The organism is Hadarchaeum sp. (SeqCode) (genome assembly GCF_049969415.1).
Taxonomy (GTDB): Archaea; Hadarchaeota; Hadarchaeia; order Hadarchaeales; family Hadarchaeaceae; genus Hadarchaeum.
The window spans coordinates 1-6,583 of the sequence record NZ_JBMFOX010000045.1 but is presented as its reverse complement, the minus strand read 5'-3'; the positions used below and the strand labels follow the sequence as shown (position 1 = coordinate 6,583).

Genomic DNA, 6,583 nt, shown 5'->3' with positions numbered 1-6,583 from the left:
GCGCTGATCGACAGGAGAAAGTACCCCGAAATCATCACCGCCGGGGAGAGGGTGCCCTACTACACCAATTCCACCCAGCTCCCCGTTAACTCCGGCCTGGACCTGGTCGAGGCCCTGGAGCACCAGGAGGACCTCCAGACGCTCTACACCGGTGGCACGGTGTTCCACACCTGGCTCGGGGAAAAGATTCAGGGCGCGGCCGCCAAACTGCTGCTGCAGAGGATGACCGCCAACACCCGGCTTCCCTATTTCACCCTGACGCCGACCTTCAGCATTTGCCAGGACCACGGCTACTTCCCGGGCGAGCACAAGGCCTGCCTGCACTGCGGCAAGCCGACCGAGGTCTACTCGCGGGTGGTCGGCTATCTGCGCCCGGTGGCCAACTGGAGCGACGGCAAGCGCGAGGAGTTCCGGCAGCGGAAGTACTTCGGGTAGGCGATACCAACTCCGGGGAGTGGGCCCACGAAAGCCAATGGATTGATCACCATCTCCTTCAACGAGATCCCGGGCAAAGCGGTCGCAGTGGTCTTCACCGGGGGCTGCAACTTCAGATGTCCCTGGTGCCAGAACCGGGACCTGGTGCTACGGCCTGAGACGCTGCCAGCGATCTCCGAGGAGGAGATCTTCGCCGCGGTGGAGAAGCGCAGGAAGTGGCTGGACGGAATAGCCATTACCGGCGGGGAGCCGACCCTCCAGCCCGACCTTCGAGATTTCTGCGGGCGGGTGAAGGGAAGGGGCCTGCAGGTTTCGGTTGCGACCAACGGATCCAACCCACGGGTTCTGGAGGATCTGATCAAGTCCGGATTGGTCGATTATATTTCAATGGACGTGAAGGCGCCGCTGACGCCGGACCGGTACCGCGACCTGACCGGTGTCGACGAGGGCGCGGTTTTTGAGAGGGTCCTCGAGAGCATCGAGCTGATCCGCAACTCCCCGGTTGACTATGAGTTCCGGACCACGCTGGTGCCGGAGCTGCTTTCACCCGACGACGTCATCAAGATCGCCACCTACCTGCGGGGGGCGAAGAAGTACGCGATTCAGCAGTTTGCCCCCCATTCCACGGTCGACCCGAGGTTTGAGCGAATGGCGCCTTGGCCCCGCGAGGCCATCGAACGCACGCGAAGGGCAATAAGCGGAATGTTCAAAAGCTTTGAGGTAAGGAACATTTAGAGGTGAGACACTGCCGCTCTCGGATTGCGACATTCTCAGGGAGATGGCCACGGGGAACATCATCATCGAGCCTTTCGACAAGAGGAAGCTCCAGCCCAACGGCTACGACCTGTCCATCGGCCCGATCTTCTACACCTTCAACAACAACATCGACGGCTTCTTCCCCTTCATCAAGGAGTCCGTGGACATGGCCTACGTCAGAAATGAGGCTCAGGAAACCACCCTGCGCGTGGGCAAGAAGATCGTCCGCGGGAAGTTCATCCGGCTGCCGCCCCACGGATTCGTCATCGCCTCGACGCTGGAGAGGGTCGGGACCAAGAAGGACATCGTGGCCTCAATCCGTTGCCGGTCTTCGCTGGCGCGGACCGGGATAGATATCGTCAGGGGGGCGGGCTGGGGCGACGTGGGCTTTGACGGCGTCTGGACCATCGAGATCACCAACCACCTTCCTGTGCCCTACTACCTGCCGGTGGGGCTGAGAATCGGTCAGATGGTCTTCTTCCGGACCGAGACGCCGCCGGAGAGGCCCTATCAGGGGAAGTACTCGGGCAGCACCGAGCCGGCATTGCCCAAGCTGTATGCTGATAAGGACTTGGCCACCCTGATTGAGATTGAGGAAAGCCCATGAGGGTAAAGCTGGTCGCCCACACGCCAGATCCGGACGCGATCGCTGGTGCAGCCGCCCGCTCCTGCCGCTCCAAGAAACCGGTGGATGAAATTCTGAAGGAGGAGAGGGACAAGCTGCTGCACAGCTTGGAGGTCTGCGTGGAGCGCGGCCACGAATCGGTGATCGAGCACGCTTCCTTCACCTTCAGCGTTGAGGGCGTCTCCCGGGCCTGCACCCACGAGCTCGTCCGCCACCGGATTGCCAGCTATTCCCAGCAGAGCCAGCGGGCGGTGAAACTGGAGAAGAACTACGTGGTCCCGCCGACGGTTTCCCGGGATAAGGAGGCCGAGAAGATCTTCATCGCCGCGATGGACGCCGCCTGGAGGGACTACCTGACCCTGATCGAGCGCGGCATCCCGGTCGAGGACGCGCGCTATCTGCTCCCCAATGCCGCCACGGCGAACATCGTGGTCACCATGAACGCGCGGGCACTGATGAACTTCTTCAAGCTGAGGTGCTGTACCCACGCCCAGTGGGAGATCCGGGAACTCGCCTATGAGATGCTCAAGCTGGTGAAGAAGGTGGCCCCGAAGATCTTCGAGAAGGCGGGCCCGAGCTGCGTCGCGGTCGGCAAATGCCCTGAGAACGACGAGTTGTGCCCCCTCTATCCAAAGGGCGGAAAGAAGCCGGATCTGGATAAAATCGTCCAGCGATGAACATTTCTCCGTTGTGGCTAGGTCGCTTTCATCAATTTTCTACCGAACTAGGTCTTGAACCAGCTGGAGAAGCTCTGGTCGGCGACGTAGTTCTCCAGGATAATCTGAACGATCAATCTCGTGTACTTGTCTCTCGGGAGGACCAGCCTCAGGGCCACTTGGGCCTCGGAATCCGGCGGCAGGTCAAAGCTCTCGCTTTGCTGCGGATTCCAGACGAGGTTCTCACCGGCGTCGAATCCGGCGAACACGCGGGTGTTTCTGGCGGTCGCGGTTCCCTCGTTCTTCACCGTGACTGAGAGCTCGAGCAGACTTCGGGTTATCTGCGCCGCGGTCCAGGAGTGGGTTAAGATCGGGATCGGCTCCAGAGGATACAGGGCGGCCGTCGTTCCCCGGAACTCTGGGGGCAGCTCCCCGATTTTCCACCCGGTGCCCGTGGTCTCCACGTAGAAGTACTTCGTCCCTTTGAGCTCGTAGTAAAATCCGGAGAAATTGCCCGCGATGCCCAAGCCCATGTGATTTGAGAGCTCTATTAAAACGACGTCGTATCCCATCGCGTTGAGGAGGGCCGCCAGCAGGATGGACGAGTCCTCGCAGTCGCCGCCGCCATCGACCAAGGTTTCGATGGGATAGCGGGGATATTCGTCGTAGCCGGTGGATATTTCGTCCGGGGTGTAGGGCAGGCTCTGCACGAATGCGATGATGGAGTTGATTTTTTCGGTCTCGTTCAGCTTGTACCTGGATGCGGTTTCCTCGAATTTTTCCACCAGCCCGCCGATCAGCCCGTCGTCCCGAGAATCGGTGACGTACACGGAATAGTTCGTCGTGTGCGGCCTTGGTTTGCTGCGGTAGTAATCGTAAAGGTACTGGGGCACGGAAAGGGCGAGCTTCAGCTCCCAGATCCGGTACTTCCACTCAAATTCCAGCGGGATTTCTGCACCCGCCTGGTTTTCCGGCTGCAGGGAGACCAGGATCACCGCGGGCTTCACAGTGATGGAGGCAGTGGCCCCGCCGACCGCGACCAGATAAACCCCCGGATCTCGGGCGAAGGTAAAGGTCACGGTCTCAGCTTGCCCGCCCGGCACCGTGATGGCCTTCGACTCTAGGACAGCACCGTTCACGGCGAGGGTGGCAATAAAAGTTCCTCCCATCTCGCCCAGATTCCGCACCGTTGCCGTGACCGTGATGTTCTCTCCAGCTATGGCCTCGGGTGGCTCGGCTCTCAGGTCGGTGACTTCGAATTCAGGTGGGCGCAGTATCTTTAACTCCGCGGCTAGGTTGCCGACCCTGAGGAGGTAGGTCCCCGGAATTTCTCGGGTGAGGACAAAGGACTCCCAGCTCACCCCCCCGCCGGCGACCTCGATTGACTTGGTCTCGAGCAGTTCGTTGTCGATCCAGAGGTCCGCCATATAAACGCCGGAGAGCAACCCGCGGTTTCTGATCACAAAAGATATTGTCACCGGCTCTCCCGGTCCAGCTTCAGCAGGTGTTATTTTCAAGTCGTTGATTTCGAACGATGGTGGCAAGAAAAGTGACCCGCAAATTGCGATTGCTATAATGACAGCTATCGCCACCAAACCGCTTTGGTTCATGTTCCACCTTTTCAAGTTTGGTTTTCTGACCTTTCATTTTTGTTGTCGCTTTGGAAAGGCCGATTTGAGCTATTTATTATTGGGTAGAAAAAAGTTTAACAATTGAAAAAAGGTGTAATCTTGGTGCTCCGGTGGTGTAGGCCGGTCAAACATGCAGGCCTCTCGAGCCTGCGCCCCGGGTTCAAATCCCGGCCGGAGCACCACTCAAAGCTGAAGGCTTGGGGTTAAAAGTCGGGAAATCCCTGAGTGTTTGAAAACATGTTGATTTACGACACGCTTTCCCGAAAGGTCAGGAAATTCGTCCCCATCAGAAAGGGCGAGGTCCGCATCTACACCTGCGGTCCCAGCGTCTATTCTGCACCTCACCTGGGAAACTTCCGCACCTATGTGCTTGAGGACGTGGTCAAGAGGGCCCTGATCTTCAACGGCTACCGGGTGATCCACGTGATGAACATCACCGACATCGAGGACAAGATGGTTCGGGCGGCCCGGGGCAGCATGAAGAGGCTGCGGGAAATAGCCCGGGAAAACGAGCGGCGGTTTTTCGAGGCTTCGCGGCGGTTGAAGCTGCTGCCCGCTGATCACTACCCGCGGGCGACCGAGAACATCGAAGCGATGGTGGCCCTGATCAAGAGGCTGGTGAAAAAGGGGCTGGCCTACCGAGATGAAAGGGGAAACATCTTCTTCGACGTCTCCCGCTTCCCGCGCTACGGGATGATCTCCCACTACCGGTTCCGGGGCGAGCTCGGGGGGAGGATATACAAGGACGATTATTTCCAGTCCGAGGCCGGGGATTTCATCCTCTGGAAGGCGTGGCAGAAGAGCGACGGCGACATCTGCTGGGAGACCGAGCTGGGAAGGGGCCGGCCGGGATGGCACATCGAGTGCAGCGCCATGAGCATCCGCTATCTGGGGATCCCCTTCGACATCCACATGGGCGGCATCGACAACGTCTTCTCCCACCACGAGAATGAGATCGCCCAGACCGCCGGGGCCACGGGGAAGATACCGGCGAGGTACTGGATGCACGTGCGGCACCTGATGATCTCGGGGAAGAAGATGAGCAAGTCCTTGGGCCGGTCCTACACGCTGGAGGAGCTGGTGAAGCTGGGCTACGGCTGCGATGAGATCCGGGCCCATCTGCTCTCCCGGCACTACCGGCGGCGGCTCAACTTCACCCTCCGGGGTCTGCGCGGGACGGCCCGGGAAGTTGCCCGGTGCAGGGCGCTGGTCGGGCGGCTGGAGAAGGTCGGCGGTGGAAGCGACAGCGAGGCCGCGGACAGACTGATTGATCAGACGCTCTCCGAATTTACGCGCCACATTAACAACGATATCGACACGCCCGCGGCCATGGATTCCCTCTGCTCGATGGTGGGGGAGCTGGACAGGCTGCTGGCGCGGGGAGGTTCGGCACCGGAAACGCGGAGAGGGCGATAGCGGCGATAAGGAGGATGGACTCAGTAATGGGCTTCATCTTCTAGGCCGCTTGTAGAGGAAGATCTGGTCGTCGCCCTCGAGGTAGAAGTTTTTCACCCGGCCGCATTTTTTGAACCCCAGCTTCAGGTAGAAGTTGGCGTTTTTCTCGAACTCCTTGGCCACATCGACCCTCAGGATTCGCTTCTCCCTGCGGGCAATCCCCTCGGCAAATTTCACCAGCGAGCTGCCGATGTTCTTCAATCGCTCGCCCTTCCTGACCGCAAGGAAATAGATGACCAGCGCACGGACCTCACGCTTCAGCAGCAGCGTCCCGACCACCTTGGCATCCGCTTCGGCGAGGTAGGCCTCACCCTCGCTTCGGGAATAGCTGCGGATGATTTCCTCCCGCCACTCCTTCCCCCAGCCCCTGGTTCCCTCCCGCAACAACGGCAGGACCTCGCGGAAGCGTTCCGGCGAGTACCTCACTATGAGCATGGCCACCTTCTCGCAACCGTTTATATCGTTTCCACCTTAAAGGGTAAATCGAGGCCGGATCGGCGGGATGCGATGCCGCGGAAGGGTGAGGACGAGTTCGAGCGGCAGCTGCGGAGGCGGCTGAGGCGGGGCAAGTACCGCGCCGTCTACCGCCGGGCGCACGGGAGGGGCCGCTAGTTTTATTGGCCGGTCCTGAAAAGTTCCTACTGCGGGGGTGCCTGAGCTTGGCCTAAAGGGCAGGACTTAAGATCCTGTGGCCGCAGGGCCTTCGAGGGTTCAAATCCCTTCCCCCGCACCATTGAAAACATTCCTTCTTGGGCATTGAGAAGGCCATATTCGCGGGGTTAAAGGACCGCCACGGCTCCAGCAACAGATGCAGGATGGCCGGGATGAATGTACTGAGCGTAATGCTGATGGCGTCGTCGCACCACCCGCGGATGCTCACAGGCATCCAAGCGGCAGAAAAATTGGACCTTATTCTATCCTCTGGGTTTTTTCGACAACCCCAAGGGTAACGCAAAGTATTTAAGCTTTTGGGTAAATATACCCAACGATGTTAGGGACTATTGTGGTGATCGTGCTGAACCGCT

7 protein-coding genes and 2 tRNA genes are annotated in these 6,583 nt (G+C 59.5%); 7 read left to right on the top strand and 2 right to left on the bottom strand.

Annotated features, from left to right (window positions below; translation table 11 throughout):
* The 4 genes from nrdD to thyX all read left to right on the top strand — a co-directional run.
* Nucleotides 1-435, top strand: a 435-nt coding sequence (gene nrdD / locus ACP5PX_RS07100) for an anaerobic ribonucleoside-triphosphate reductase (protein WP_428085270.1), incomplete at its 5' end; no start/stop codon positions are given.
* A gap of 42 nt (nucleotides 436-477) precedes the next feature.
* The gene (locus tag ACP5PX_RS07095) at nucleotides 478-1,170 is read left to right on the top strand and encodes an anaerobic ribonucleoside-triphosphate reductase activating protein (protein ID WP_428085269.1); all 693 of its coding nucleotides are present in this window, start codon (nucleotides 478-480) and stop codon (nucleotides 1,168-1,170) included.
* Nucleotides 1,171-1,180: 10 nt separating this feature from the next.
* Nucleotides 1,181-1,798 (top strand): dCTP deaminase, encoded by a 618-nt coding sequence (gene dcd, locus ACP5PX_RS07090; protein WP_428085272.1) that lies wholly within the window; start codon nucleotides 1,181-1,183, stop codon nucleotides 1,796-1,798.
* Nucleotides 1,795-2,493 (top strand): FAD-dependent thymidylate synthase, encoded by a 699-nt coding sequence (thyX, locus tag ACP5PX_RS07085; protein WP_428085268.1) that lies wholly within the window; start codon nucleotides 1,795-1,797, stop codon nucleotides 2,491-2,493. The genes dcd and thyX overlap by 4 nt, the downstream gene beginning before the upstream one ends.
* Nucleotides 2,494-2,540: 47 nt before the next feature.
* On the opposite strand, the gene ACP5PX_RS07080 is transcribed toward thyX, so the two are convergent.
* Nucleotides 2,541-4,082, bottom strand: a complete 1,542-nt coding sequence (locus ACP5PX_RS07080) for a hypothetical protein (protein ID WP_428085267.1) — start codon at nucleotides 4,080-4,082, stop codon at nucleotides 2,541-2,543.
* A 125-nt stretch (nucleotides 4,083-4,207) separates the two neighbouring features.
* Here ACP5PX_RS07080 and ACP5PX_RS07075 point away from each other — a divergent pair.
* Together ACP5PX_RS07075 and cysS are read left to right on the top strand one after the other, a co-directional pair.
* Nucleotides 4,208-4,285: transfer RNA gene (locus ACP5PX_RS07075), tRNA-Glu, on the top strand.
* Between the two features lie 55 nt (nucleotides 4,286-4,340).
* Complete coding sequence (cysS, locus tag ACP5PX_RS07070) at nucleotides 4,341-5,519, top strand: cysteine--tRNA ligase (protein ID WP_428085266.1); 1,179 nt, start codon at nucleotides 4,341-4,343, stop codon at nucleotides 5,517-5,519.
* A 33-nt stretch (nucleotides 5,520-5,552) separates the two neighbouring features.
* On the opposite strand, the gene ACP5PX_RS07065 is transcribed toward cysS, so the two are convergent.
* A complete protein-coding gene (locus ACP5PX_RS07065) occupies nucleotides 5,553-5,993 on the bottom strand; it encodes a GNAT family N-acetyltransferase (RefSeq protein ID WP_428085271.1) in 441 nt (146 codons plus the stop codon).
* A 208-nt stretch (nucleotides 5,994-6,201) separates the two neighbouring features.
* On the opposite strand from ACP5PX_RS07065, the gene ACP5PX_RS07060 reads away from it, so the two are divergent.
* Nucleotides 6,202-6,291, top strand: a tRNA-Leu gene (locus ACP5PX_RS07060).
* Nucleotides 6,292-6,583 lie beyond the last annotated feature (292 nt).